Raw genomic sequence first — 24,523 nt, forward strand, 5'->3', positions numbered from 1 at the left:
TCATGAGCAATCCTGCAATTTCACCTAATACCTCAATTTCGACAAAGCCCGTCAATAGATCCACATCTACCCGATCCAAAAGAAAATCCGTGCGGAATCCTTGGACAAGGCCAGCAACAATTATTTCTCTCATTGTGCTGACAGTGGCCGTATTAATGGCGCTCATCCCGGGAATCTTTACCTCCCAAGATCCCTTTAGCGGAGACAATGTTGGTTTGCTAAGCCCCAGCAGTGAACACTGGTTTGGTACTGATTCCGTGGGGCGCGATCTTTATAGCCGAGTTGTCTACGGAGCACGAGAGACTCTTTTGGGTGCCCTGATCGCAGTTCTAGTTGGCTTAGTTGTGGGCACTTTAATCGGACTCTTAGCCGGTGCTAGAGGCGGATGGATCGACACGTTGTTGATGCGATTTGTCGATGTGCTCTTGTCTATTCCAGCACTGCTTCTGAGCTTGAGCGTCATTATCTTGCTGGGCTTCGGCACCATGAATGCCGCAATTGCGGTGGGTATCACTTCAGTCGCAACCTTTGCGCGACTAGCTCGCTCCCAGGTTTTGCAAGTCGCCGGATCTGATTTTGTGGAAGCAGCTTACGGCTCTGGCGGAACTCAAGTTCAGGTCCTCTTCCGCCATATTTTGCCCAATTCACTCACACCAGTTTTTGCTTTGGCAGCGCTTCAATTCGGTTCCGCAATTTTGCAGCTGTCAGTGTTGGGATTTTTGGGATACGGTGCGCCAGCCCCAACCCCTGAGTGGGGATTGCTTATCTCGGATGCGCGAGACTACATGGCAACTTCATGGTGGCTCACTGTGCTGCCGGGGTTTGTCATCATCGCCGTGGTTATGTCTGCCAATTATCTAAGCCGAATTATCCGAAAGGAGGCATAAATTTCATGACAACTCCGTTGCTAGAGATTGAAGATCTCGTAGTGTCATACCAAACCGCCAAAGGTTCGGTTCATGCCGTAAATAATGTGAGCCTTGAGGTTTACCCCGGCCAAATCACAGCGATTGTTGGTGAATCAGGTTCTGGAAAGTCCACAACTGCACAGGCAGTCATTGGGCTGCTTGCTGATAACGCTGAAGTCGATTCAGGCCGAATCACATTTCAGGGTCACTCCCTGGAGAATCTCACTTCAAAAGAGTGGAAAAAGATACGTGGCACCAAAATTGGATTGATTCCCCAAGACCCCAATAACTCCCTCAATCCAGTAAAGACCATTGGAGCTTCGGTCGGGGAAGGCTTGGCAATTCATAAGCGGGGCACACCGGCGGAACGGAAAAAGAAGGTCATTGAGCTGCTGGAGCGAGTAGGCATTGATAATCCAGAAGTTCGCTATGACCAGTACCCGCACCAATTATCTGGAGGCATGAAGCAGCGTGCACTTATCGCTGCAGCAATTTCCTTGGAGCCGGACCTCATCATCGCCGATGAGCCTACTTCAGCACTTGATGTCACTGTCCAGAAAATCATTTTGGATCTGCTCGAAGAAATGCAAAGTGAATTGGGAATGGGCATTTTGTTCATTACCCATGATCTGGCAGTAGCAGGTGATAGGGCTGATCGAATTGTGGTGATGCAAAAAGGGGAAGTCCGGGAAAGTGGGCACGCGGCATCGGTATTAACAAACCCGCAACATGAGTACTCCAAGAAACTCCTTGCGGATGCTCCTTCGCTCACAATTGGCAAAATCTCCTCTCGAGCAACTGCAGTTAATCCCGGGGATAGCAAAGCCGAAAAGCCACTGCTTGTCGTCGATAAGTTCCGTCAAGAGTATAAGCGCGGAAAAGGCGACCTCTTTGTGGCAGCCAATGACATCTCCTTTGAGGTTTTTCCCGGTACTACCCATGCGATCGTTGGTGAGTCAGGGTCGGGAAAGACGACTCTTGGCAGGGCTATTGCCATGTTTAATTCTCCAACCTCCGGTTCCATAACCTACGGTGGCAAGGAAATTACCAAATTGGGTGCTGCGGAGAAAAGAACTTTGCGCCAGCAGATTCAAATGGTTTATCAAAATCCTTATTCTTCTTTGGATCCACGACAAACTATCGGGGCCACTATTGCGGAACCATTGAAGAATTTCACGAAAATTGGCAAGAAGGAGTTAGCCGATAAAGTCGCACATTCACTTGATCTGGTTTCGCTTGATCCTCAGCTAGCAAGCCGTCGCCCACGTGAACTTTCGGGTGGACAACGTCAACGCGTAGCTATTGCACGTGCCATGATTTTGGAACCTGAATTAGTTGTATTTGATGAGGCTGTTTCTGCACTTGACGTTACTGTTCAGGCGCAGATCCTCCGGCTATTAGATGACCTGCAGCGGAATCTTGGGTTGACCTATGTGTTTATTTCCCATGATTTGGCCGTAGTTCGTGAAATCTCGGACACTGTTTCAGTGATGAGTCATGGTAATCAAGTAGAACTGGGTAAAACCACGGACGTATTTAATAATCCTCAAACTGAGTTCACGCATCAGCTTATCGACGCCATCCCTGGATCGCGCTACCGTGGTGGCGAACTCAATCTTGGACTTTAGGAGAAGTTGTTAACATGTCAGACATTATCGATATTCTCGTCGGTGCAGACCTGCACGAACTCCGCGACAACCGTCCTCAAGCACGTGAAAATGCCCAAAAAAGCTTCGAAGCCTTGCTTGAACCTAAGAATCCGGGAGCATTTAGCTATGGCGAACGCTACGCAGTGGCAACGTATGTTTCCGGGCTGCACCAGTTTTCTCCTGCGGTAGATCTTTATCAGGATTTGCTACTCGACGAAGCCCCCACAACCCTTGTGCATGCCGTGTCGGATGCCGTTGCGCAGGGGCTTTCTTCGGGCCCCTATGGAACCTACCGCGAGCCAGGTCTTGCAGATGAATCAGAGCCAGGCGGATCGATCAGAAATGATGTTGTTGCATTGGGCGATCGTCTGGCTGCGGCTTTTGACTATGCCCACCTTGTGGTGTTTCATCCTCGCGATTCCCGCCCAGAGGTTTTAGGTCGGCTTTCAGCAGCGGGTTGGACCGCCGATGAAACCGTATCTTTGGCCCAGTTGATATCTTTCCTGACCTTCCAATTGCGAGTTGCCCTGGGACTAAGAACCCTCAACGGTGAGGACCACAAGGTAGTAGGTGTTCGTCTGGATCTGCCAAATGCGGAGTGGGAACTTTCTGATGCAGGCTTTGAAATTTCCACTTATGAAGAGCTCAATCGACCTGAAGCATTTGTTAACCATTCCTTAGGATGGAAGCCTTGGGTTCAGCCCGTTCCTAAGGCGGAACTTAGTGAAGAACAATTTGAGTCACTAATTCAGCCTGAACGTGCTGATATGCCATATTTCCGCTTGCTTGCGCGTGATCCAGCTGCTTTGAAAGCTCGTACTTTGACAGACCTGGATATCTTTTTCAACACCGATGGTGAAGGTTTGGGACGGGCAGAGCGCGAACTCGGAGCTACAGTCACTTCTCGTTTTAACGGTTGTGTTTATTGCGCCTCTGTTCATTCTGGACGGGCAGAGCAAGAATCCGGGCGAGGAGATGATATTAATGTGCTGCTGGAAAACCTTGATGCAGACCTTGGTTCAGAGCAGTGGAATGTCATTCGAGATGTTTCGCGAGCTTTAACTGCCACGCCTGCCCGGTTTAATCAAGAATGCATCTCAAAGCTGCGCGGAGTCGGCTTCTCAGATCTTCAAATTGTAGATGCAATTAACTCCGTTGCCTTTTTCAATTGGGCGAATCGTTTGATGCTCTCCCTTGGTGAGCCAGAAGTTCCAAAGCGTTTCCTATAAAACGTTGAAATCTCTAAGCTACCCCCGGTTTTGGATCACATAAGATTCAACCGGGGGTTTGGCCTAAATTAAGGTGCTATGAAGAAACTGCAATTGGCGGCCATCTTGGTCGGTGGGTTTGTTGGGCCGTTTACTGGCCAAGCGTTGTCAGTGGTGCTGCCTGAATTTGCAGATACCTTCGACGTCAGCATGGGGCGGGCGGCGCTTACCATGTCGCTCTATCTATTCCCCTTTGCCACCATGATGCTGTTTTCCGGCCGTTTAGTGCGGGGAATTCACCCACATAAGGTTGTGACCTGGGCTTATATTGTTACTTTACCCTTGGCGCTTTTGCTGCTTATTACGCCATCTTGGTGGCTTTTTGTAGCCTGTTATGCCGTGATCGGTGTGGCCAATGCATTCACCACTCCTGTGCTGCAGATTATGTTGCGCGAGTTGGTACCGGCAGAAAATCTAGGCCGAGCCCTTGGCACCTATGCAGCCATGCAGTCCCTGGGAATGTTGTCTGCGCCTTTGGTATCTGGCTTAACCTCAATGATTAGTTGGCGTTTAACCTTCTTGGTTACGGCAAGTGCTGCGGCATTTATTCTATTGGCACGTTTGCCCGTTGTTCCGCCTCCGGCTTCCTCCAAGCAAAATGTGGCCGGCCGGGTGCAATGGATTCCTACCTTGATTCATATGCTCTCTGGTTTTGTAGTGGGCGTCGGCATTATTGGCATTGGATTTATGACATCGCTGCACGTAGGAGATCGTTTTGGGCTTGATGCTGCGGCGCGTGGTCTGGTGGTGATGTGTGGCGGTGCCGCTGCTTTCTTTGCCTCCCGCAAGATCGGAGATATGGCCGATAAGTTTGGGGTGCGGGCAGTGCTTGTGGTTAGTGCCCTAATCGCGGCAGTCGCGCTTGCAACAATTCCAATTTCTCCTTGGGTGGTTCTGGTGGCGTTGTTGTGGGCAGTGTCTGTGGCAGCTGCCCAGGGAATTCAAGCAACCGTCAATTTGGCAGTTATCGGCAGTCCGGGTGGATCCTCACTTTTGTCCACGGTGCAGGCTTTTAGGTTCTTCGGTTCGGCTGCGGCGCCGGTCTCCTTCTTGCCGATCTACCTGGCAATTGGTTCGCAGGCCTTTTGGATCTGCGCAGTTGCTTTGCTGGTTGTGGCAGTTGCGCAGTGGCTTAATCCGCAAAGGGTTTCCCGCTAACCTTCCCCGGACACAAAGGAATTTGTAAAGCACCCTTTACATCAAAGGGTGCTTTAATTTAGGCTAAAGGTGTAAAGTACGCTTGACATCACTTCAAGGGAGGCACATCATGGCCAACACAAAAACAAAGTTTGGACGTTCCAAATTTGGCGGAAGCCCTGCTGGATTAATCGCAATGTCACTAGTGGGTGGGGTAGTGCTGGCTGCTGCCTTTGCTGCCCTCATGGTCTGGCTCCAGGATCCGGCCCGGGTAGCTCTGTATTTTGGGGTGTATTTCTGGGTAACACTGCCTGTTCTTGCAGCAGCTAGCTGGGCGCTTTTGGTTGATCGGGAAACCATCACAGGTGCAGTCCGCAACCCGGAAAACAGCGTAGAAAATACCTGGTACGCCGAGGCAACTAAAGATGCCTTCCATGTGCTCATGGTTTTAGGCGGAATCGGATGCATCGTGTGCAGCGTAAGACCCGTGGATGCACCGCTGTCCATGGTTTTCCTAGGACTGGTGCTCTTATTGCAGGTGTGTTTTTGGATTAGCTATAACATCCGCAAACACCAAGCGAGCTAGCCCAGAAAACCAAAGGCAAAACTGTGAAAAATAAACTAAAGGCCTACCGCGAAGCACTCGGGCTCTCCCAACAGCGGTTGGCAGATGCCGTGGGTGTTTCCCGGCAGACCATTATTAGTATTGAAAAAGGCAGATATGACCCCTCCTTGCCACTAGCTTTTCAGCTGTCCAGGGAGTTCAATTGCCATATCGAAGACCTCTTTATCTTCGAGGACTAACTCAAAAGACTAACTCGCATCAACCTCGCGGTTGCGCAAAGCACGAGCCACACGGTCGCGGGATTCCGCAACAATGCGCTTGATTCCTGCAGCGTGCTCGCCCTCGAGGAAGTAATCCGCACGCTCCAGACCCTCGGTGGAAATATTCCAGGATGGGAAGAGTCCGAGGATTACCTGCTGGGACATTTCGCTGGAGAACTTCGCCCAGACCTCATCCACAATTTCGAAATACTGGTTGTTGTAGGTGCTCAGCAAATCAGCAGAACCAGTGAAGGTCAGGCCCTCAATCTTGTGGCGCAATTCCAAATTGGACAGGTTATTGTCCAGTGCCGTCACCTCGCGGTAGGCCACAGCCTTGGCATCACCAGTGTTAATGGCAGCTAGTGCACGCAAAGAGGCCAGGTAGGAGGCATTAGACTTGTCCAAAGACAGCTCCTCCGCAACAGCTTCCTCTGGATTTTCCACTGCACCATTGGCAATCAGCGCAGTTAAAGCCCACCAGCGCAGATCGGGATCAACAGTGAGTCCCGCAACCTTGCCGGCACGAATATCCTGGAAAAACTCTACTGCCGCAGCATTGAGCGTGACCTTAGCCAATGCCTGAATAAAGGCCAATTGGGAGTCAGAATCAGGCTCGGCATTTTGCGCACCAGCAAGCAGCGCGGAAGCAAGCAGCTCATTGCCCTCAGCTGCCGCCCACTGCGGATCCGCATAATTCTTCAGCGCGGAGGTAGCCTGCATCAAAATGCGCTCCAGCACCGCGATTTCAGTCTCCGCAGCAGCTCCACGAGCCACCAAAGCAATAAAATCACGCGCCTTCATTTGGCCGCCGCGAGTCATCTCCCACGCTGCTGACCAAGCCAAAGTACGTGGCATTGGATCGCTGAACTTATCAATATTGTCAATCACAAAGCTGCGTGAACCGGCGTCCAGATCCAGCAGTGCATAGGTGAGATCATCATCATTGACCAGCACAAAATCAGCTGCCTCTGCGCCGACCAGCTCTTCTACGCTTGTCGACGCGCCACTGCAGTCAATTTCCACTCGTGCGTAGCGGTCGAGAGACCCGTCGACAAGCTTATAAAGACCCACCGCCAAGCGGTGGGTGCGCAGCTCACCGGCACCAGGGGCGGCGCCGGTTTGGGTTACTGCAAAGGAGGTGTACTTGCCGTCTTCGACGGTGAAATCAGCGCCGAGGGTGTTGATGCCGGTGGTCTTGAGCCACTGGTTTGCCCAATCAGAGAGGTCGCGGCCGGATGCCTGCTCGAGCGCGCTGAGCAGATCATCAAAGGTGGCATTGCCCCAGGAGTGGTTGGCAAAGTGGCGTCGCACACCAGCCAGGAAGGCCTCGCGGCCGACATAGGCCTGCAGCTGCTTAAGCACCGAAGCGCCCTTGGCATAGGTGATGCCATCGAAGTTCTGATCCACAGTTTCAATGTCATAGCCATCGGAGAAAACAGGGTGCGTGGAGGAAAGCTGATCCTGCTGATAGGCCCAGGATTTTTCAACATTGGCGAAGGTCACCCAGGCGGTGTCATATTCAGTTTCCTCGGCCTGAGAAATCGCAGCAGACCAGGTTGCGAAGGACTCGTTCAACCATAGATCATCCCACCACTTCATGGTGACAAGATCGCCGAACCACATGTGAGCAAGCTCGTGCAGGATGGTGTCCGCACGACGCTCATAACGATAACGAGTAGCTTTCGACGCAAAAACGTACTCATCACGAATGGTCACCGCACCGGCATTTTCCATGGCGCCCGCATTAAACTCCGGCACAAAAATCTGGTCATATTTGCCAAATGGGTAGGCCACACCAAAGTTGCGGTGGTACCACTCAAAGCCCTGCTTAGTCTCAGTGAAGAGCTTCTCCGCATCCAAGTCCTTAGCCAGGGAGCGACGGCAATAAAGTCCCAAAGGCACAGTGAGCTCAGTGGGCTGATCGCTTGGGGTTTCAGGGTGGTGGGTTAGCGTGCCACTCCAAGAATCCAGCACCTCATGGTAGCGACCAGCACAGACTGCAACCAGATAGGTAGACAGCGGGTAATCAATGCGGGAGATGTGGGTGTCATATTCAGGGTGCTGGGTAGATACTTCCTGCTCAGCATTAGAAATGACCTTCCAGCCCTTGGGAGTTTTGATGTTCAGATCATAGGTTGCCTTCAGATCTGGCTGATCAAAACATGCGAACATGCGCTTGGCATCCGCGGTTTCAAACTGGGTATAGAGGTAGACCTCATTATCTGCAGGGTCGACCATGCGGTGCAGGCCTTCGCCAGTGCGGGAGTAGGGGATTGTCGCCGTAACTCGGAGCGTGTGTCGGCCCTGGGAGAGTCCCTTAAGCGCAATTCCTGGGGTTTCATCATAACCATCCGCATTGAGGGTGAGCGCGGATTCCTTGATGGACTCATTGTCCAAAAGGACTTCTTCGACGCTGGATGCACGCAGGTCAATGAAGGTATCTCCAGCTTCGCGGACGTCAAAGTGCACGAGGGTGGTGGAGCTGAAGAACTCATCGCCGGTGTTGAGATCCAAAGAAATTTCATAATTCTCGACACTGAGCAAGCGTGAGCGATCAGCTGCTTCTTGCCTGGTGAGATTAGTAGACGTCATGTACTGCTCCTCATAGATGGATATAAGCTGGTGCGGTACGTCCACGAGTAACATGGACTGCGCAATGACACCACGATAGTTCGCCCCTAGGGTGTCATGCTAGAAACGAAAATTCTTAAAGGAAAAGGAAGTACTTTCACATGGCTGAAAAAGTCACTTTTTGGTTTGATACCACCTGCCCATTCTGCTGGGTAACCTCCCGCTGGATTAGGGAAGTGGAGCAGGTTCGCGATATTGAGATCGAGTGGGTCCCAATGAGCTTGGCTGTTCTTAACGATGGCCGCGACCTGCCTGCTGATTACCTGGAGCGCATGAAGGCTGCTTGGGGACCTGCACGCGTTTTCGCAGCAGTGGCTACCAACAACCCAGAGAAGCTGGGCGAGCTTTACACCGCAACCGGTACCCGCATCCACAATGGTGGCCGTGGCGCCGTAGACGGTTCTTATAACGAGGTTATCTCCGAGGCTCTTGCCGAGGTTGGCCTGGATGCTTCCCTCGTTGAGGTTGCTGACTCCACCGAGTGGGACGACGCGCTGCGCGCCTTCCACCAGTCCGCAATGGATGAGGTCGGAAACGATGTCGGAACTCCAGTAGTTAAGTTCGGCGACACCGCCTTCTTCGGCCCAGTGATGACCCGCATCCCACGCGGTGAAGAAGCTGGCGAAATCTTCGACGCTTCCGTCAAGCTGGCTGGCTACCCTCACTTCTTTGAGATCAAGCGCTCCCGTACCGAGAGCCCAGAGTTCGATTAATTTTTTTTAAGAAGGTTGCTGGAAACAGCAGCCTTCTTTTTTCTTTGGGGGTGTGGTGGATTGCACCACTAAAAACCTCGAGGTCAAAGTGGGTAGGGGATAGGATAAGAGCAGGTAAAACACCCTAACCTGAGGCCGTGATAAGCATGAAACGCTTCTTTGTGTGGCTGGCGCTGTACCTCGTGATCTCAATTGTGGCCATCAACATTGGCATAAATCTCGGGATTTCTGATCATGGAGCAGCAATTATTCCGCTGGGATGTTTAAGCATTGCGCTGCTGATCTATGTGCAACGTTTTGGCGTCGATAAGCAAATTGGACTTGGTGTGGCACCTGCGGTGCCGGTGGCGCGGATGTGGTTTTATCTGCCCCTGTTGGCGCTGGTTGTTTTTCCTTTAAGTCGCGGGCTGCGCGGGGATCTGACAGTTTTTCTCGTGATAATGATTGTGCTTCATTATCTTTTTGTCGGGTTTTTGGAAGAAGTTCTCTTTCGCGGTTTCCTGCTTCAGGCTTTGTTAAAAGAAACCCGGCCGCTCTGGGCGATTCTTGTGACGGCTGTAACCTTTGGACTTGGCCATGTGACGAGTCTGCTCATTGGACAAGGTGGGGCCGATACGCTGCGTCAAATTCTGAATGCCATTGTTGTTGGCCTGATTTTTACCCTGGTTGTCTTTGTGACGGGCAACCTGCATGCGGTTATTGTTGCCCATATTCTTTACAACATCTGCGCAGTTCTAAGCCCTGACACTGTTGGAATAAGCACGCTCATTTTTGGAATCGTAGTTCTGCTGATTTATGGCTCTTGGCTGCTTTTTGGTGTTGGTGGGCGCGAAAAACTGAAAAATTCTCAGCGGCCTATCCCCGCATACTTCTAAGCAGAAAAGTCTGCAGTACACTAACAAGCATGCGCGTATACCTTGGAGCAGACCACGCTGGATTTGAAACTAAAAATGCTATCGCAGAACACCTAAAGGCTCAGGGCCATGAGGTAATCGACTGCGGTGCACATGTCTATGATGCAGATGATGATTATCCTGCATTCTGCATTGAAGCAGCTAGCCGTACCGTAAACGACCCAGGTTCCCTGGGCATTGTTTTGGGCGGTTCCGGAAATGGCGAGCAGATTGCAGCCAACAAGGTAAAGGGTGCACGTTGCGCTCTTGCCTGGTCCGTAGAAACCGCTCGCCTTGCCCGCGAGCACAATAATGCAAACCTCATCGGCATTGGTGGCCGTATGCACTCTGAAGAAGAGGCATTGGCAATTGTTGATGCTTTCCTCGACCAGGAGTGGAGCAATGCAGAGCGTCACCAGCGTCGCATCGATATTCTCTCCGATTATGAGCGCACTGGCGTTGCCCCAGTCGTGCCTCAGAACTAATTAGACAAATGTAAAAAGGCGGTCAGTTCTAAACTGACCGCCTTTATTTATGTGGTTATATGTGCTTAGAAATCGAAATCACCGAAGTCGAAGCCGCCACCGTCTCCGCCGTCGCCTCCAAAGAAGCCACCGTCGAAGAATCCGCCACCGTCTCCACCAGCGTCCCCGCCCATGTCACCGGTGTCGCCGGCATCTACTTCGCCGGTGTCGCCGCCCTCGCCACCTTCAGCAGCGGCTAGGCCATCTTCGTAGCCGTCGCCATAGCCGTTCTCAAAAGCAGCGGCCGAGTAGCCAACGCCTGCCATGCCGTTAAAGAGTGCAGAGAACATCATGACAGAGCCAGCGGTCCAGAGGCCGGTGCGCAGTGCACTGGCCCACCAAGGCTCGGAGTACCAGCCGGCAGGAACTGGACGACCAGCAACCATACCACCGGGGTAGTAGTTCGGAGTATTGTCCGTGGCTACTGGAGATGCAGTGATCTGGCGGCCATCTTGCTCAATTGTGCGGGACTCAGTAACGCGGCCGGCCTTGCGCTGACCCTCCAGCGGAGGAAGCTCTGGGCCTGCTGGCATACCCATGATCTCACGAGCTGCATTCATATAATGCAAGCCTTCGAGTGCGGATTCACGAGCTAGCTCAGCTTGACGAACAGTGGAAGCAGTAGAAATTTGTGAGGAAGCAGCATTAAAGCGTTCAGAAGCATCAGCAATCGCTTGAGTGGAAGCTGCGTCGGTACCAGCAATGGTGAGGACCTGTGAACCTAGGCGTTCGATCCAGCGACGGGCATCAGCCTGCGCATCTGCTAGCTTGGCCTCTTCTTGCTTCTTGGAATTGTTTGAACCCATCTTCGAGGCGACAAAAACGCCACCACCGATGACGATTGCTATCAGGAGTAGTGCTTCCACGGAATCTTCAACTCACTCATGTATCTGTTTGAAGAGATTGTTGCTCTCCAGACTTTGGCTATTTATCAATTAAGCAACGGTTAGAGGTAACAGAAAGTTCCCAGGGGGGCAATAAAAAGGACCACGCAGATGCGTGGCCCTAGGTTGGGGATTAGTGGGTGATTAGCTTAGCTTTCGACCGACTGGGAGGAATCAGCGGAATCGGCTCCGATGGAGGTCAATCCCTTGTTACCTGCAGCTCGCTCATCGACCCATTCCTTAATAATCTCAGAATCCCATAAGGTTAGGCCATGATGCTTTGCTACGGGCTTTGGTGCTCGTCCACGACCGGCGTAGCTGGTGAAAGTTCCTCGGGCGGTACCGGAAAATTCCGCGCATTCGATCGCGGTCCAGAGCTCTCTGCCGGTCTCGGCATCGATGATTTTTGGCTTCATAGCTAGATAGGTTACGCCACGAATTGCTTTGTTGTCTAAATAATACTTATATTTGCCAGCTAACTGGCAAAATGAAAAAGCAGATGAAAAAATTAGCGCTGAGCGCGCTATATTGAAACGCATTAATGTATACCTGGGCGGAAGTTAGGTATAAAGTCTGGCAACGTTCATAGAATTCCTTAAGCCCTCCTAAGCCTTTGTTGGCATAATTGCAGCTAAATGTACATTTGTACACATTCTTTTAGAATCTTTGTGGCTACGTAGGGGTGGGAAAAACTAGGAAAAAATACCCCTTTAAGGATATTTGAGAGTGTTTCTGAATCGGTTCACCGATAACTGAGGCTTCAAATCTGCGAGAATTTATTTTGTTTCTTAGCTTTTTCTTAGTTTTCTCATATGTGTCTATTTCTCTAATTGCGAAAAATGGGATTCTATGTCTGTGGGGGTCTCTGCGGATATGAAAGCGTGTCTGTGGCCTGCAGATTTTTAAGATTCCTAAGTTTGCGCTACTATATCCAACGTACCAAGCACGGGTTACCAAGTTTTCCTGTAATTGCTTGTGTGGGAATGTCGTATAATGGCTATTACCTCAGCCTTCCAAGCTGATGACGCGGGTTCGATTCCCGTCATTCCCTCCAACTTTTTTAAATTAATAAATCACCCCGAAGAGTTCATTGCTGAGCAATGTTTAACCTTCGGGGATTTTTGTATGTCCAGTTTTCTCTTGGTTTCTGGGGGGGGCATTGCACTGGGACGGGGTCTGTGGATCTGGCCGTCTAACTAAGACTGGGCCTCGCAATAAAGTATGTCTCCGGGCAGAACTTCCTTAAGAGATATAAGGGTGCACATTTTTCTAGGAGCAATTAATACTTATTAGGGAAGATGCTTAATAGGGGAACCGATTAGACCGCAGTGTTAAAGCTGCCGGCGTTCCTTGAAAGATTCATGGCTACATGGCTGCAGTGGAAGGGAATTGCTTTCAACAAAGTGTTCAAAGCATTCAGGGAAACCTTATGTCTCCAAAAACTTATTGAAAAACAGGCTCTGACCAGGCGATTTTTCTAGTTGGCGTCTTGCACGTATAGTTCTAAAGCGAACCAAGGGACACCGTAACGAAGTCCAGTACAGAGTTTCTCAAAAGAGAATCTGTAGTGTACAGTAGTTCAAGTCCAATGGGGCAACTAAATATCGGGGCGTGGCGCAGTTTGGTAGCGCACCTGCTTTGGGAGCAGGGGGTCGCAGGTTCAAATCCTGTCGCCCCGACTTGAGGACGAGCCCGGTTTCGGACGAAGCGAGAAATCGCATTATCGTCGGAAACCGGGCTTGTTTTTTATAGTTCATACACTTTTCTTATCCGACCATCCAGGAGATTTACTCGTGAAGAGTTCTGTCGAGAAGCTGAGCGACACCCGTTCAAAGATCACCGTTGAGGTTCCATTTTCTGAACTGAAGCCAGAAATCGACCAGGCATACGCCGCTCTGGCACAGCAAGTCCAGATTCCTGGCTTCCGTAAGGGTAAGGCTCCTCGTCAGCTTATTGACGCACGCTTTGGCCGCGGCCCAGTTTTGGAGCAGGTTGTTAACGACATGCTTCCTACCCGCTACTCCGAGGCTGTTGAGGCTGAGGGTATCAAGGCTATCGGACAGCCACAGGTAGAGGTCACCAAGATCGAAGATGGCGAGCTCGTTGAGTTCACCGCTGAGGTTGACGTTCGCCCAGAGTTCGACCTTCCTAACTTTGAAGAGATCAACGTTGAGGTTCCAGCAATCAAGGCTGACGAAGAAGCCGTCAACGCAGAGCTCGACAACCTGCGTTCCCGTTTCTCCACCTTGAAGGATCACAACCACAAGTTGAAGAAGGGTGAGTTCGTCACCATCAACCTTGAGGCTTCCATCGATGGCGAGACCATTGAAGAGGCTTCCACCGAGGGTCTTTCCTACGAAATTGGCTCCGAAGATCTCATCGACGGACTCGACAAGGCTCTTACCGGCCTGAAGAAGGGTGACACCGCAGAGTTCACCACCGAACTTGCTTCCGGCGAGTACCAGGGCAAGGAAGCTCTGGTTAAGGTTGAGATCACCGCAACCAAGCAGCGCGAGCTTCCTGAACTGGACGACGAGTTTGCACAGCTCGCTTCCGAGTTCGACACCATCGAGGAGCTCCGTGAGTCTACCGTTGGCGATGTAGAGGCAAAGCTCAAGAACGAGCAGGCCGCTGCAATCCGCGATGAGGTTCTGAAGGCTGCTTTGGCTGAGGCTGAGTTCGCTCTTCCAGAGTCCATCGTTGAAGAGCAGGCACACTCTCAGCTGCACCAGCTGCTTGGCCAGCTTGCACACGACGATGCTGCTCTTAACTCCTTCCTTGAGTCCACCGGCACCACCCGCGAGGACTTCGAGAAGCAGAACCGCGAGGATGCTGAGAAGGCTGTTCGCACCCAGCTCTTCCTTGACGTTTTGGCTGAGACCGAAGAGCCTGAGGTTTCCCAGCAGGAACTCACCGATCACATCCTCTTCACTGCACAGTCCTATGGAATGGATCCAAACCAGTTCATTGCTCAGCTGCAGCAGTCCGGTCAGATCGCTAACCTCTTTGCAGACGTTCGCCGTGGCAAGGCACTTGCTCAGGCAATCTGCCGCGTAAACGTGAAGGACTCCGAGGGCAACGAGGTTGACCCTAAGCAGTACTTCGGCGAAGAAGAGGTCGAAGAGACCGAAGCTTAAATAAAAGCACCTAAATAACGCTTTTCGACGCAAAAACACGGCGTCGAAAAGCGTTATTTTTTATTTTTTCTCCCCCTGCAAACGCTGTCAGCGAACATAGGGGGTCTGATGGAAATAGAGGGGTAGTCTGGTGACATTGAACTAGATGAACCCTGAACAAACTAAAGGACTATAGGAGTTGACAGATTTCATGAGCGATATTCAGATGACAGGACCTGGTGGAGCTGGTTTCGGCGGCGACATCTACGATCGCCTGCTGCGTGAGCGCATCATTTTCCTGGGTAGCCAGGTAGACGATGAGATTGCGAACAAGCTGTGCGCCCAGATCCTGCTGCTGTCCGCTGAGGATCCTACCCGCGATATTTCCCTCTACATTAACTCTCCCGGTGGTTCCGTCACCGCTGGTATGGCAATTTATGACACCATGAAGTACTCACCTTGCGATATTGCCACCTACGGCATGGGCCTGGCAGCTTCCATGGGTCAGTTCCTGCTCTCCGGTGGTACCAAGGGCAAGCGTTACGCCCTTCCACATGCTCGCATCATGATGCACCAGCCTTCCGCTGGCGTTGGTGGTACCGCTTCTGACATTGCAATTCAGGCTCAGCAATTTGCGCAGACCAAGAAGGAAATGGCGCAGCTTATTGCAGAGCACACCGGCCAGACTGTCGAGAAGGTCACCCTAGACTCTGACCGCGACCGCTGGTTCACCGCTCAGGAGGCTAAGGATTACGGCATCGTTGACCACGTAATCACCCTCGCTGAAGGCCCAATCAGCAACTAGGCGCACGGAAACATTAAGGAGAAAATTAAATGAGCAACGGATTCCAAATGCCATCCTCACGTTATGTGCTGCCATCTTTTATTGAGCAGTCTGCATACGGCACCAAAGAGACCAACCCCTATGCCAAGCTTTTTGAAGAGCGCATCATCTTCCTGGGTACCCAGGTAGACGACACCTCTGCAAATGACATCATGGCGCAGCTGCTGGTGCTTGAGGGAATGGACCCAGATCGTGACATCACCCTCTACATCAACTCTCCAGGTGGCTCTTTCACCGCGTTGATGGCAATTTATGACACCATGCAGTATGTCCGCCCAGACGTTCAGACTGTCTGCCTTGGCCAGGCTGCTTCTGCAGCTGCCGTGCTGCTCGCCGCAGGTGCTCCTGGCAAGCGTGCAGTTTTGCCAAACTCCCGCGTGCTGATTCACCAGCCAGCGACTCAGGGCACCCAGGGTCAGGTTTCTGACCTGGAGATCCAGGCTGCTGAAATTGAGCGTATGCGCCGCCTCATGGAAACCACCTTGGCTTTCCACACCGGCCGTACCCCAGAGCAGGTTCGCATTGACACCGATCGCGATAAGATCCTCACCGCTGAAGAAGCAGTTGAGTACGGTATCGCTGACCAGGTCTTTGATTACCGCAAGCTCAGCCGCTAATTAAAACAAAGAAGGCCAGACCCAAACGGGTCTGGCCTTTTCTTGTGCCTTTTTAGGTGCGTTTTTTGTCAAGCAGCCAACCAATGAGGCAGCCAAAAACAATGCCCCAGAATGGTGCAGTAATTCCTAAAATATTGAGTTCTGAAACGGTAACCAGGAAGCACACCAATGCTCCTGTGGAATAGGCTCCAGAAAACCCTGCAATAAAAGCATTTTTCAAAGGGGTAAGCATGGCAATGCCGGCCAATGCAGAAATAAAAGACACGGGCATAGCCAACATAAAGCCCACAAAAGTAGGGGAGAAGAGTCCCACGGTAATCGCCCCCATGGCAGTTACCATCGCCGCGGTATAGTGACGCTCTGCCTTTTGGCTATACACAATGAGTGCATTGGTGGGGCCGGTGAGGCAGGTAGAAACATTTCCGATCAGCGCCATCGGCAAAGACCATAATCCTGAGGCTGCTGCTGCTAAATTAACTCCTGGCTTGTGGCCAGCTGCGCGCAACACCGCGATGCCCTGCCCATTTTGCACAATCACTACTGTTATGGCCAGGGGAATAACTAGTTCCATCATGGCTGAAAGTGAAAATTCTGGAGCGGTAAAAACCGGTTTGGCCATTATGCCATTGTCTAAAATTCCTGGTGCCAGGCGCCCAGACACCACGGCAATCAAAGTGCCCACAACTGCAGCTACTGCCACCGGCGGAGCGAAACTGGCGATGCGGGGATTAAAACTTAGAGTCACAAAAACCACAATCATGGAAATTGCGATCAGCGGATCCGAGACACTGGCTTCAATAAGCTGCAGGCCAAATCTGAGGAAAATTCCTGCAACCATGGCCATCACAATGGTGGGTGGTAGCGCAGACATAATGCGACCAATAAGTCCGGTCCAACCCAGCAGGAAAACTACCACGCCGGTCATTAGATAGGCGCCGATAACCTCAGCGAAACTCAAGTGAGTGAGGGCATCGCCCACAATGACAGTGCCGGGAATAGTCCAAAAATAGGCTTGGGGGCTGCGGTACATATAAGTAAGGAATAGGGTGAGTAGTCCATTCCCTAAAAAGGCACCAAAAATCCAGGAGGAGGTTTGATCGGGGCTGAGATTTCCCGCAGCTGCTGCAGCCAAAATAACAGCGATTGGGCCGGAGGCGGAGAAAATAAGGGCTACTAATCCATTGCCGATCTCTTGAGGGGTGAGATCTCGGCGAATTTCAGCAAGGGTAGGGCGGGGGAGCTGAGGAGACTCGACTGCCAATAGAAGCGAGCTGGCCATAGTTGTACTCCAATTCTTTTAGGGGTTTAACGCAAAAAGGGGAAGCTATAAATAGCTTCGCGATTTGCGGCAGATTTTAGATGCGAGCCAGTGGCTCCTCGACGATCTTTACTTCAGCTTCTGCTGGTGAGCGTGGGATCAGGGAGGTGCAGATTGCACCGACCACAGCGGCTCCAGCGAAGAGGAAGAATGCGGAGGTAGGTCCGAAGCCTGCGCCGATGATAAGACCACCGATGGCAGGTCCAGCGATACCACCCAGGCGACCGAAGCCGGCACACCATGCAACACCTGCGGCGCGGCACTCAGTTCCGAAGAAGTTGGAGGTCAGGCCGTAGGTAAGAACCTGGGTACCCAGTACGCCGATACCAGCCAGTGCGATAGCGGTGTACATGAGCGACCAAAAGGAGATGAATGGCAGGGTGCCAAGGCACAGTGCAGCCAGCGTAAAGGTAGTGGTGATGATGGTCTTGGCCCCGATCTTGTCAGCAAACCAGGAAGCGATCAAGCCACCAACCACAGCGCCACCGTTGAGGAAGAGCAGGGAGTAGAGGGAATCGTGGGAGGTCGCGCCATTGGCCTGCATGATCTTTGGCAGCCAGGTGTTCAGGCCGTAGGTGGAGAGCAGGCCGATGAAGCTCATAGCACCGATGAGGATGGTACCCATGATGTACTTGGAGGAGAAGATTCCAGCGAAGCCGGTCTTAGCTGGTACACCAGCTGAGGTAACCACATTTTCCACCACAAACTGCTCGGCAGGAAGTCCATAGCGAGCGCAGAGTGCATGGGCATCAGCGGCGCGGCCACGAGCGGTGAGCCAGCGAGGAGACTCTGGGAGGAAGAAGAATGCCATTGGCAGCAGGAACAGCAGGGGGGAAGCGCCGATGAAGAAGAGTCCGCGCCAGCCGATGTGGCCTTGGAGGACAAGAGCCAGGAGGGAAGCCATCACGCCGCCGGCCGGTACGCCGGAGTAAACGATCGCGTTGAAGAGGTTGCGACGATTTGCTGGAGCGAACTCTGCAATAACTGCGCCACCGGTGGCAACGATCATGCCGACGCCCAGGCCGGTGAGGAAGCGGAGGAAACCAAACATCGCAACTGAGGTGGACATTGCGGTGAGTGCCATGCCGATGGAGAACCATGCGATTGCGGTGAGCATAACCTTGCGGCGACCAAGGCGGTCAGCGACAGCACCAGCGGAAAGGGCGCCGATCATCACGCCGATCATTGCGTAGGAGCCGAGGGTACCGGCCACCGCTGGGCTAAGTTGACCAATTTGAGATGGATCTTCGAGCAAGGTGGACAAAACTGCGCCGTAGATGACGAGGTCGTAGCCGTCGAAAAGGATGGAAATGCCAACGACCGCTAGGATCATATAGACAGTGGCACGGTGCTTAGCGCTATGCCAGCCGTTTGAAGTTGAGGTAGCCACAAGGTTCTCCTTGGTAATGTGAATTGATAGCTTTCATCTACCTGCCGGTGATGTGCTTCACATTTAATCCGCATTTCAAAAATGCTGAAACTAGGGAACGCCCTAAACACTTCTAGGGGGTACTTGTGCGATCCTAAAAGCCCAGTTAGGCGAGGTGAGAATACTTATTTAGGGCCTCTACCAGCTCCATTCGATTGCGGATTCCGAGCTTTTTATACACCCGAGTCAGGTGATATTCCACAGTTTTAGGGGATAGGAACAATTCCATCGCAACCTCCCTATTGGAATGCCCTGCGGAAACCAACTGCGCAATTTCAAACTCTTGCGGCGTTAGGCCGCCGGCCTGCTCATTTCTTTGCCCCAAGCCACCCACGCGCCTTTCACGATTGGCGAAGGTCACCAGGGCATGCGCGCCCATATCCTGGAACAAAGAAGCAGCGCGGGCAAACTGCTCATCCGCTCGGCGTCTTTGGCCTTGACGACGAAGAGCTTGACCGTATTCGAAGTTAACGCGTGCACGATAATAGGGAAGTGTTAAGGGTGTAAGCATGTCGAGGGCGTCGTCGAAAAGCTTAAAACCCCTTTTGGCCTCCCCACGGTAACTTAACAGCATTGCCTCAGGCACTGCCAGCTTGGCATGGACGGACATGATGTCGGAGTTCTTAATTTCATCGCGGGTCTGCTCTACTAGGAGCTCCGCTTTGTGGGTTTCGCCCATGCGGATCAAATGGATGGCGTGCAAGTCCTGCCACGGCCAGAAGCCAGGGGCATTGACATATTTCTGTGAGCCTAGCTTTTCCAGGTTGCTGCCCGCCACCATCGCTCCGGCCATTTCGCTGCGCTGGGAATACACCCACATGCGACACATGGCAGAGGGCATGGACTGGATAATAAAAGAGTCCTGATCAGTGGAAAGCCTGCGGAGATAGGACTGCGCCAGATCTTGGTAGCCACGTGCGGTTGCCACTGTGGCGCCAGTCCACAACAGCAGGGGCTCTAGGAATTTAATGCCAAATTGCTCAGCGCGGGCAAGGCCGATTTCCACGGTACGAGCTGCAGATTCCCATTCACCTAAGAGGAGTTGGGAACGTGCTAGCCAGCCGTCCTGCCACAAGCTAATGCGCTCGGAACCGCTAATAAAGGTACGACGCTCCAATTTTTGGCGTGCTGTTACTGGATCATCGTGAACCATCGAGAGCCAACCCATAGCCATATGGCGACGTTGGGCATGCAAAGTGGTCTCACCTGGAATGGGCTTATCCTCAGGAAGTTTGCCATCCATAATTGATTGACCAATTAGTGAAATTGACTGCGCCTCAATCTTTTCGCCAGCATCGTTTTCACCCCAGGCAACGGCGCGCTCGGCCCAGGTCAACAGTTCTTCCGGACGCCAGTCCACCAGATTGAGCAGCACCTTGCGCTGCGCCAAGCGGGGACCGTGGATTGGGTCGACCGGGTCCTGCTTCAAAATTTCTTTGGCCGTGCGTTCGAGGTGGCTGCGGGCTTCTGATTGGCGGCCTTCGTGGATGGCCAAATATCCCAGCATGGAATCCTGCTGAATTCCTTGCTCTCCGAGGTCGAGGGTGGCGGCGCGGATGCGAGCCTGGGGAAGGTCCGCTGCGGCGATTAGCGAATCAATCGATTCAAGCATGTACTTATTGGCTTCTTCATTGCGAGCCGTGCGATTGGCTGCCAAAGAAAGTGCATGGGCTGCTTCCATCCAGTGGCCGGCGCGGCCCAACTCATATCCGCGCTGGGCCAGTGCACGCACTGCTGGATTATCGGGTACTAGGGCGGCAAAAGCTTGATGTTGTAAAGACTCATCTACCTGATCCCACAGCTGATAATAATCAGCGGCGCGAAGATGTAATTCTGAAAGCGTATTCATGGGGGTTCGGGATTGAAGGACTGCGCGGTCCATGGGGTAGACCAAATCCAGGCGGGGTGCTCCATCGGAGGGCAGTACCCGCAAGAATCCTGAGCGAATAGCAAGATCACATAATTCGCCGGTGGGGTCGTTGCCCAGGAGCTTAATCAAATCAATGGTTCCACCGGCTGGCAAAACAGCCACGGCCAACAGCACCTGCCAAAGTTCCTCAGGGGAGTTGCTGAGGCGGCGTCGAAGATTTGCCCACCAGCTTTGGGGAATGGGCACATTGGGGTCGGGGTCTTTCCAGTGATCAGGGGATTCTGCAAAAAGTACCTCACGGACGCGCCCATAGACACCGCCGGTAATGCGTTGGATATCGGTGGCGGTGCCAGCGCTAATGCGGCCGCGGACAGTGGTGAGGACTAACTGGCGGATTTCCTCAATGCTCATCGGTGGCAGTACAAAAGAGGCGTCGGCAATTTCTGGCAAAGAGACGGAAGCGTCGGGGAAAACCAATTCCTCATTATCAAGGCCGACCAAAATGAGGACAAAACGCCCGGAAACCATACGCATGGCAAACTCGATGAGCTTTTGCAAAGATTCAGTATCGGCCCAGTGGACGTCGTCGATAATGACCACGGTGGCGGCATCGCGGCGGTCAATAATGCCGCGGATGGAGTTTGCTGAATGCGCACCCAACTTATGTGCAATGTGGTTGAGCAAATTTCTTTGGCTGCTCTTCAACCAGGAAAGGGCCGTGACCCTGACAACGGTCCAACCCTGGAGAGCTTCCGAGAGCTGCATACCAAATTCCGTTTTACCTGCGCCTGCTTGGCCACTGATGTGGAAGAGCTTTCCTTCCCCTTCCGGGAGGCGCGAGATCAAGGTGCTAATTTCTTGGAGCACGATGGATGCGCGAGGCAAAAAGGTTTGGGAAGAAGAGGGAGTAAAAGGAACTGAAGCAACCATATTCAGATTCTAATACAAAAAGGGATTCCTAGCTGCTAAAACAGCTAGGAATCCCTCAATGTTGTTTAGGGTTAACCCTGGTCGCCACCACCCACTGGCAAAACTGAGCCAGTGATATAGGAAGCTTCTTCAGATGCGAGGAAGCAAATTGGAGCAGCCTGCTCCTCCAAAGTGCCGTAGCGCTTCATCAGGCTGGAATCAATGGTCTGATCCACAATCTGCTGATACCACTTTTCCTCTTGCTCACCCTCTGGTCCTGGACCGCGCTTGACCGCACGCTCTGGAGCCAAGGTGCCACCGGGAGCGGTGGCGACCACGCGAACCTTATGCGGTGCAGCTTCGTGTGCCAAGGCGGAAACAATGCCATTAACACCACCCTTTGCAGCTGCATAAGGAACTCGGTTGATGCCACCAGTTGCAATGGAAGAAACATTGACAATGGTGCCACCGCCATTGCGGATGAGGATCGGCAAGGCCGCACGACACATCCACAAGGTTGGGAAGAGACTACGGTTGATCTCCTTAGTGATCTCTTCCTCGGTGTATTCCTGATAAGGCTTCGCCCAAATGGTGCCTCCGACATTGTTGATCACTACGTCGAGATGCTTGAGGTTTTGCTCAGCAAACTCCAGGGAGGAGGTTGCGCCCTCGAAGGTCTCCAGATCGGCAACGAAGGAGGTTACGGTGCCAGCTCCAGCATTTTGCAGCTGTTCTGCAACCTCATGCACTAGGGGAGAGCGATCCACCAATACCAAGTTGCCATCTTCATGGGCAATACGATGTGCCACAGCCATGCCGATGCCTTGAGCAGCGCCGGTGACTACAACACCTTGACCATAAAAACGCTCCGCGGTGATGTGTGAAGGCTTTTCAGAAATACCTTTTCCTACCGGTGCGCTCATTTTTCGGTTGCCTTGGTCATGGTAGAGATGCCGTGGTCCGCGTGTTCACAAATAATGGCACGCGCAGCCTCTAGATCACGCTGAGCCACGGCGTCGACAAGCGCCAGGTGCTCAGTGGCAATTGCTGGCTCAATCCACTCGGCGCCCGGAAGGGCAGCCTTCATCTCTTTAACAACCTCAAGGTTCTGGTAGGCCGCCATGAGTGCCTCGTTGTCCGCGCGGCGGAAGAGGAACTCGTGGAAATCAGCGTTGGCCTCGGTGAACTTCTCAGCGTCAAGGATTTTGTCGCCGTCGATGTAGGAATTAGTGAGCTCTGCCAAGTTGCGGAAACGCTCAATATCGCGATCTGCGAGCTTGTGCATAGCCAATTCCAAAGCACCAAGCTCCAAGGCCATGCGAGCCTGCAGCTGAGTGGAGGAAGCGTGGACCTCACCGGTGGACATACCTGGGGTGGAAACCTCAACCAGGTTGAAGTCCTCACGAGGCTCCTCAGATTCCACGGTGACCTCGGGGCGGCCAGCTGCAGGAGCTGCTGCGGAGGTGAATTTCTCGTAGTAGAAGTCCAGTGGTGGGTTCTCGAGGGAGGCCAAGAACTGACGCACTGCCTCGACCATTGGAGGAGGACCGCAGAGGTAAACGTCGGTATCCTCATCTGGCTCATATTCGCCAGTTAGGTGTGCAGGAACGTAGCCCTTGCGTGGGTGCTCGGTGTCCTTGTCGGAGAGGACGGTGATGTAATCGAAGTCGAACTTCTCCTTGAACGCATCGAGGCGATCCAGCTCAACCAAGTCGTGGGTGAAGTTTGCACCATAAACCAGGCGGATTGGAACGTCGAGCTGCTCGTCGAGGGCAAGTTTCTCCAGGATGGCCAGGATAGGAGCCAGGCCGGTACCGCCAGCAAGCAGCAGAATTGGGCGCACTGGCTCACGCAGGAAGAAGGATCCCATAGGGCCGGTCAGGGTGAGCTTATCGCCAACCTTTGCGTTCTCGGTGAGGTAGGTGGTCATGAGGCCACCCGGGGTGACCTTAACCAAGAACTGCACACGATCGGACTCGGTGGAGGAGGAGAAGGAGTAAGAACGGGTCTGCTCAGAGCCAGGAACCAGGATGTTCATGTACTGACCAGGCAAAAAGGCCAGGTTCTGGCGATCCTCCAGCTCAATCTCAATACCAATGGTGGACTCAGAGAAACGCTTGATTTCCTTGAGCTCTCCAGCGAAGGAGGAAGCGCCGGTCTTCGCCAACACAGAGGTGGTAGCAATCTGCAGGATGAGGTCAGTCTTTGGAGTCATCTGGCAAGGCAGGCAGTAGCCTTCTGCAGCTTCGTCCTCGGAGAGAGCGTCATCAATGTAGTCGCCTTCGTCGAAGTCACCGGACTCGCAGAATGCTTTACAGGTTCCGCAGGCGCCATCGCGGCAGTCAAAAGGAATGTTGATGCGTGCTTGGTAAGCGGCATCGGCAACGGTTTGGTCTTCTTCGCAATCAATGAAGCGGGTGATTCCGTCTTCGAAGGCAAGAGCAACTTGGTGTGACATATGGGAGCCTCCTAGACGTGGTAGATGTCGACGATGTGGTGGATGTAGTCGTTAGCCAGAACGACCTTCTTCTTCAGGATCTTTGGAGTTTCGCCGGAAACATCAAGGGTCATGAAGGTGTGACCGAAGTAGGTATCGGTGGTGTTGTAGCGGTAGTAGAAGGTGATCCAGTTGAAGCGGATATCAACTTCACCGTCGCGACGCTCCAGGATTTCAACATTGGTGGTGTTGTGGCCGGTGCGTGGCTCAGGCAGGGAGGTGGAGGAGGAACGCTCGGTGCGAATACGGAATACGCGGTCTTCTAGACCACCACGGTTTGGGTAGTAGATCAAAGAGATCTCGGTCTGTGGGTTTTCAGTGAGCTCACCATTGTCATCCCAAGCTGGCATCCAGAATTCTGCGTCCTCGCGGTAGCACTGGATCCACTCTTCGAACTTGCGGTCGTCGAGCAGGCGGGCTTCGTAGTAAAGGAAATCTTCGATCTCAGAACGGGTGATGGTGGAAATTGCAGCGGTCATGAACTTTTCTCC

At 52.6% G+C, this 24,523-nt stretch carries 21 protein-coding genes and 2 tRNA genes; 14 read left to right on the top strand and 9 right to left on the bottom strand.

Features of this window, described 5'->3' with window-relative positions; translation table 11 throughout:
- Window positions 1-2: 2 nt before the first annotated feature.
- From SFC07_RS00345 to SFC07_RS00370, 6 genes are all read left to right on the top strand, one after another.
- A complete protein-coding gene (locus SFC07_RS00345; protein WP_411206249.1) occupies window positions 3-887 on the top strand; it encodes an ABC transporter permease in 885 nt (294 codons plus the stop codon).
- Between the two features lie 5 nt (window positions 888-892).
- Window positions 893-2,536, top strand: a complete 1,644-nt coding sequence (locus SFC07_RS00350; protein WP_411206250.1) for a dipeptide ABC transporter ATP-binding protein — start codon at window positions 893-895, stop codon at window positions 2,534-2,536.
- Window positions 2,537-2,550: 14 nt separating this feature from the next.
- On the top strand, window positions 2,551-3,786 hold the full coding sequence (locus SFC07_RS00355; RefSeq protein WP_411206251.1) for an alkylhydroperoxidase domain protein: 1,236 nt from the start codon (window positions 2,551-2,553) through the stop codon (window positions 3,784-3,786).
- A 78-nt stretch (window positions 3,787-3,864) separates the two neighbouring features.
- A complete protein-coding gene (locus tag SFC07_RS00360; protein ID WP_411206252.1) occupies window positions 3,865-4,983 on the top strand; it encodes an MFS transporter in 1,119 nt (372 codons plus the stop codon).
- Between the two features lie 109 nt (window positions 4,984-5,092).
- A complete protein-coding gene (locus SFC07_RS00365) occupies window positions 5,093-5,548 on the top strand; it encodes a hypothetical protein (protein WP_411206253.1) in 456 nt (151 codons plus the stop codon).
- Window positions 5,549-5,571: 23 nt separating this feature from the next.
- Window positions 5,572-5,766: a helix-turn-helix transcriptional regulator gene (locus tag SFC07_RS00370; protein WP_411206254.1), complete on the top strand. Its 195-nt coding sequence runs from the start codon at window positions 5,572-5,574 to the stop codon at window positions 5,764-5,766.
- Between the two features lie 9 nt (window positions 5,767-5,775).
- Here the strand turns inward: SFC07_RS00370 and pepN are convergent, their stop codons facing one another.
- Window positions 5,776-8,379: an aminopeptidase N gene (gene pepN, locus SFC07_RS00375; protein ID WP_411206255.1), complete on the bottom strand. Its 2,604-nt coding sequence runs from the start codon at window positions 8,377-8,379 to the stop codon at window positions 5,776-5,778.
- A 140-nt stretch (window positions 8,380-8,519) separates the two neighbouring features.
- Here pepN and SFC07_RS00380 point away from each other — a divergent pair, with 140 nt between their 5' ends.
- The 3 genes from SFC07_RS00380 to SFC07_RS00390 all read left to right on the top strand — a co-directional run bounded on the left by SFC07_RS00380 (window position 8,520) and on the right by SFC07_RS00390 (window position 10,509).
- Window positions 8,520-9,131: a DsbA family protein gene (locus SFC07_RS00380; RefSeq protein WP_411206256.1), complete on the top strand. Its 612-nt coding sequence runs from the start codon at window positions 8,520-8,522 to the stop codon at window positions 9,129-9,131.
- Between the two features lie 146 nt (window positions 9,132-9,277).
- Entirely contained in the window at window positions 9,278-10,006 is a 729-nt protein-coding gene (locus SFC07_RS00385) for a CPBP family intramembrane glutamic endopeptidase (protein WP_411206257.1), read from the top strand.
- Between the two features lie 29 nt (window positions 10,007-10,035).
- Window positions 10,036-10,509 carry a ribose-5-phosphate isomerase gene (locus SFC07_RS00390; protein WP_411206258.1) on the top strand — a complete coding sequence of 158 codons (474 nt, stop codon included), beginning with the start codon at window positions 10,036-10,038 and terminating at the stop codon, window positions 10,507-10,509.
- Between the two features lie 65 nt (window positions 10,510-10,574).
- Here SFC07_RS00390 and SFC07_RS00395 read toward each other — a convergent pair whose 3' ends face one another.
- A complete protein-coding gene (locus SFC07_RS00395; protein ID WP_411206259.1) occupies window positions 10,575-11,414 on the bottom strand; it encodes a DUF1542 domain-containing protein in 840 nt (279 codons plus the stop codon).
- Window positions 11,415-11,581: 167 nt separating this feature from the next.
- Window positions 11,582-11,848 carry a helix-turn-helix transcriptional regulator gene (locus SFC07_RS00400; protein WP_411206260.1) on the bottom strand — a complete coding sequence of 89 codons (267 nt, stop codon included), beginning with the start codon at window positions 11,846-11,848 and terminating at the stop codon, window positions 11,582-11,584.
- 563 nt (window positions 11,849-12,411) lie between these two features.
- On the opposite strand from SFC07_RS00400, the gene SFC07_RS00405 reads away from it, so the two are divergent.
- The 5 genes from SFC07_RS00405 (at window position 12,412) to SFC07_RS00425 (ending at window position 16,009) form a co-directional block, all read left to right on the top strand.
- A tRNA-Gly gene (locus SFC07_RS00405) sits at window positions 12,412-12,486 on the top strand.
- A gap of 551 nt (window positions 12,487-13,037) precedes the next feature.
- Window positions 13,038-13,111: transfer RNA gene (locus SFC07_RS00410), tRNA-Pro, on the top strand.
- 114 nt (window positions 13,112-13,225) lie between these two features.
- Window positions 13,226-14,569 carry a trigger factor gene (gene tig, locus SFC07_RS00415; protein WP_411206261.1) on the top strand — a complete coding sequence of 448 codons (1,344 nt, stop codon included), beginning with the start codon at window positions 13,226-13,228 and terminating at the stop codon, window positions 14,567-14,569.
- A 190-nt stretch (window positions 14,570-14,759) separates the two neighbouring features.
- Window positions 14,760-15,353 (top strand): ATP-dependent Clp protease proteolytic subunit, encoded by a 594-nt coding sequence (locus tag SFC07_RS00420; RefSeq protein WP_411206262.1) that lies wholly within the window; start codon window positions 14,760-14,762, stop codon window positions 15,351-15,353.
- Between the two features lie 29 nt (window positions 15,354-15,382).
- Complete coding sequence (locus SFC07_RS00425; protein ID WP_411206263.1) at window positions 15,383-16,009, top strand: ATP-dependent Clp protease proteolytic subunit; 627 nt, start codon at window positions 15,383-15,385, stop codon at window positions 16,007-16,009.
- Between the two features lie 52 nt (window positions 16,010-16,061).
- Here the strand turns inward: SFC07_RS00425 and SFC07_RS00430 are convergent, their stop codons facing one another.
- The 6 genes from SFC07_RS00430 to benB all read right to left on the bottom strand — a co-directional run bounded on the left by SFC07_RS00430 (window position 16,062) and on the right by benB (window position 24,511).
- On the bottom strand, window positions 16,062-17,288 hold the full coding sequence (locus SFC07_RS00430; RefSeq protein ID WP_411206264.1) for a benzoate/H(+) symporter BenE family transporter: 1,227 nt from the start codon (window positions 17,286-17,288) through the stop codon (window positions 16,062-16,064).
- A 76-nt stretch (window positions 17,289-17,364) separates the two neighbouring features.
- On the bottom strand, window positions 17,365-18,660 hold the full coding sequence (locus tag SFC07_RS00435) for an MFS transporter (RefSeq protein WP_411206744.1): 1,296 nt from the start codon (window positions 18,658-18,660) through the stop codon (window positions 17,365-17,367).
- Window positions 18,661-18,862: 202 nt separating this feature from the next.
- A complete protein-coding gene (locus SFC07_RS00440) occupies window positions 18,863-21,556 on the bottom strand; it encodes a LuxR C-terminal-related transcriptional regulator (protein ID WP_411206265.1) in 2,694 nt (897 codons plus the stop codon).
- Between the two features lie 71 nt (window positions 21,557-21,627).
- Window positions 21,628-22,458 (bottom strand): 1,6-dihydroxycyclohexa-2,4-diene-1-carboxylate dehydrogenase, encoded by an 831-nt coding sequence (locus tag SFC07_RS00445; protein ID WP_411206266.1) that lies wholly within the window; start codon window positions 22,456-22,458, stop codon window positions 21,628-21,630.
- Complete coding sequence (gene benC / locus SFC07_RS00450; RefSeq protein WP_411206267.1) at window positions 22,455-23,993, bottom strand: benzoate 1,2-dioxygenase electron transfer component BenC; 1,539 nt, start codon at window positions 23,991-23,993, stop codon at window positions 22,455-22,457. The genes SFC07_RS00445 and benC overlap by 4 nt, the downstream gene beginning before the upstream one ends.
- Window positions 23,994-24,004: 11 nt before the next feature.
- Window positions 24,005-24,511, bottom strand: a complete 507-nt coding sequence (benB, locus tag SFC07_RS00455) for a benzoate 1,2-dioxygenase small subunit (RefSeq protein ID WP_411206268.1) — start codon at window positions 24,509-24,511, stop codon at window positions 24,005-24,007.
- Window positions 24,512-24,523 lie beyond the last annotated feature (12 nt).

Source organism: Corynebacterium callunae (genome assembly GCF_046592015.1).
Classification (GTDB): domain Bacteria; phylum Actinomycetota; class Actinomycetes; order Mycobacteriales; family Mycobacteriaceae; genus Corynebacterium; species Corynebacterium callunae_A.

Bases quoted from the DNA above. Each gene is read 5' to 3' on its own strand.
- SFC07_RS00345 (WP_411206249.1), top strand. From the start codon at position 3: ATGAGCAATCCTGCAATTTCACCTAATACCTCAATTTCGACAAAGCCC.
- benC (WP_411206267.1), bottom strand. From the start codon at position 23,993: ATGTCACACCAAGTTGCTCTTGCCTTCGAAGACGGAATCACCCGCTTC.
- SFC07_RS00390 (WP_411206258.1), top strand. From the start codon at position 10,036: ATGCGCGTATACCTTGGAGCAGACCACGCTGGATTTGAAACTAAAAAT.
- SFC07_RS00400 (WP_411206260.1), bottom strand. From the start codon at position 11,848: ATGAAGCCAAAAATCATCGATGCCGAGACCGGCAGAGAGCTCTGGACC.
- SFC07_RS00380 (WP_411206256.1), top strand. From the start codon at position 8,520: ATGGCTGAAAAAGTCACTTTTTGGTTTGATACCACCTGCCCATTCTGC.
- SFC07_RS00425 (WP_411206263.1), top strand. From the start codon at position 15,383: ATGAGCAACGGATTCCAAATGCCATCCTCACGTTATGTGCTGCCATCT.
- SFC07_RS00365 (WP_411206253.1), top strand. From the start codon at position 5,093: ATGGCCAACACAAAAACAAAGTTTGGACGTTCCAAATTTGGCGGAAGC.
- SFC07_RS00355 (WP_411206251.1), top strand. From the start codon at position 2,551: ATGTCAGACATTATCGATATTCTCGTCGGTGCAGACCTGCACGAACTC.
- benB (WP_411206268.1), bottom strand. From the start codon at position 24,511: ATGACCGCTGCAATTTCCACCATCACCCGTTCTGAGATCGAAGATTTC.
- SFC07_RS00420 (WP_411206262.1), top strand. From the start codon at position 14,760: ATGAGCGATATTCAGATGACAGGACCTGGTGGAGCTGGTTTCGGCGGC.
- SFC07_RS00445 (WP_411206266.1), bottom strand. From the start codon at position 22,458: ATGAGCGCACCGGTAGGAAAAGGTATTTCTGAAAAGCCTTCACACATC.
- pepN (WP_411206255.1), bottom strand. From the start codon at position 8,379: ATGACGTCTACTAATCTCACCAGGCAAGAAGCAGCTGATCGCTCACGC.
- SFC07_RS00360 (WP_411206252.1), top strand. From the start codon at position 3,865: ATGAAGAAACTGCAATTGGCGGCCATCTTGGTCGGTGGGTTTGTTGGG.
- SFC07_RS00440 (WP_411206265.1), bottom strand. From the start codon at position 21,556: ATGGTTGCTTCAGTTCCTTTTACTCCCTCTTCTTCCCAAACCTTTTTG.
- SFC07_RS00385 (WP_411206257.1), top strand. From the start codon at position 9,278: ATGAAACGCTTCTTTGTGTGGCTGGCGCTGTACCTCGTGATCTCAATT.
- SFC07_RS00350 (WP_411206250.1), top strand. From the start codon at position 893: ATGACAACTCCGTTGCTAGAGATTGAAGATCTCGTAGTGTCATACCAA.
- SFC07_RS00430 (WP_411206264.1), bottom strand. From the start codon at position 17,288: ATGGCCAGCTCGCTTCTATTGGCAGTCGAGTCTCCTCAGCTCCCCCGC.
- SFC07_RS00435 (WP_411206744.1), bottom strand. From the start codon at position 18,660: ATGATCCTAGCGGTCGTTGGCATTTCCATCCTTTTCGACGGCTACGAC.